Here is a 1488-nt window from a genome sequence, read left to right on the forward strand (position 1 = left end):
GGGCGCGCTGCTGCTGCCGGTGGCCTGGATCAGCCCGCGGCTTGAGATCGCACACATCGCCGAAGGCGCGGGCCCGGAAATCGACGGCGTCCTCGATGAGTCCATCTGGCAGCGCGCGGCAGCCCAGACGGTGCTGACCACGCGCTACGACGCGGACCACGGCGGCGACATTCCGGTCGAGATCCGCGCCCTGCACGACGGCGCCACCGTGTTCATGGCCCTGCGCTGGCCCGACTCCACCCGCAGCGGCGCGCATCTGCCCTTGCGCAAGACCGCCGAGGGCTGGCAGCTCGTGCAACAGGGCTTTGCGCAGGACGATGAGCAGCTCTGGTATGAGGACAAGTTGGCGCTGATGTGGGCGCGCTCGCATGGCCTTGCCGGCGACAGCTTCCAGCACGCGCGCCGCCCGCGCGATGCCGATCCCGCGCCACGCCACGGCCGCGGCTATCACTACACCGACGAGGCCGGCCGCGTGGATGTCTGGCACTGGAAGGCGCTGCGCAACCCGCTGGGCACGCTGGATGACAGTCACTTCGGCGCGGCGCTACCGCCGCAGCCCGGGCAGCGGCGCTATACCGCCGGCTACCGTGCCGACCCCGCCGAGGCCGGTGCAATCGTCGAGAACTGGCAGTGGTTCGATGCCGAGCGCGTGTTGCCGCGGCGGCTGCCGCGCGATCCCGCACAGCTCGCCGCCTTCTCTGAACTGCCCGATCCACAGGCGCCGGGCGTGCAGGTCGACTGGTCGCTGGAGTGGGCGGCCACCCAGCCGTATGCGCCCGAACTCGACACCTATCCGGTCGGCACGCTGATGCCGTCCATCCTGGTGCGCGACCACTACGAGGGCGACCGCGGTGATGTGCTGGCGCGTGCGCACTGGAACGAGGGCTACTGGCAGCTGGAGATCGCGCGCAGCCTGGCCGCGCCGGGTGCCTTCGACTTGCCGATCGAGGACGGCATGGCGCTGTGGATCGCGGTGTTCGACCACAGCCAGACCCGCCATAGCCTGCACCTGCGGCCGCTGATCGTGGCGCTGGAGCGACCATGAGACCTGCGCGGATCACGGGCTTGCTGATGCTGGCCACCGGCGCGCTGGTCGCTTGCGCGTTGAGCGCCTGCCAGCCGGCCGGCGAGGCCGATCACTACAGCGCCGCGGCAGACAGCGCGCGCTACGCCAAGCTCGACGCAGCGGGCCGGGAGCTGGCGCTTGCGGCCGGGCCCTGGGCCTGCGTGCTCGATCGCGACACCGGCCTCATCTGGGAGAACAAGACCGACAACGAAACCCTGCACTACGCCGCGGCCAGCTATTCGTGGTTCGATGCCGACACGCAGGTCGGCGCGCAAGACCTCGGCACCTGTCACCTCGACCGCGAACACCTGCCCTGCGACAGCGCCGATCTTGTGCGGGCGGTGCGAGCCAAGGCGCTGTGCGGGCGCGACGACTGGCGCCCGCCCACGCTCGCCGAGCTGCAGGGCCTGCAGCGACCCGCT

The 1488-nt window shown here is 71.1% G+C and carries 2 protein-coding genes; both read left to right on the forward strand.

Annotation, left to right across the window (positions count from 1 at the left end):
• Positions 1 to 1045, forward strand: a 1045-nt coding sequence (locus tag Q8S40_RS18320) for an ethylbenzene dehydrogenase-related protein (protein ID WP_305671532.1), incomplete at its 5' end; no start/stop codon positions are given.
• Between the two features lie 26 nt (positions 1046 to 1071).
• Positions 1072 to 1488, forward strand: a 417-nt coding sequence (locus Q8S40_RS18325) for a DUF1566 domain-containing protein (RefSeq protein WP_305671533.1), incomplete at its 3' end; no start/stop codon positions are given.

This window comes from Falsiroseomonas sp., from assembly GCF_030695085.1.
Classification (GTDB): Bacteria; Pseudomonadota; Alphaproteobacteria; order Acetobacterales; family Acetobacteraceae; genus Falsiroseomonas.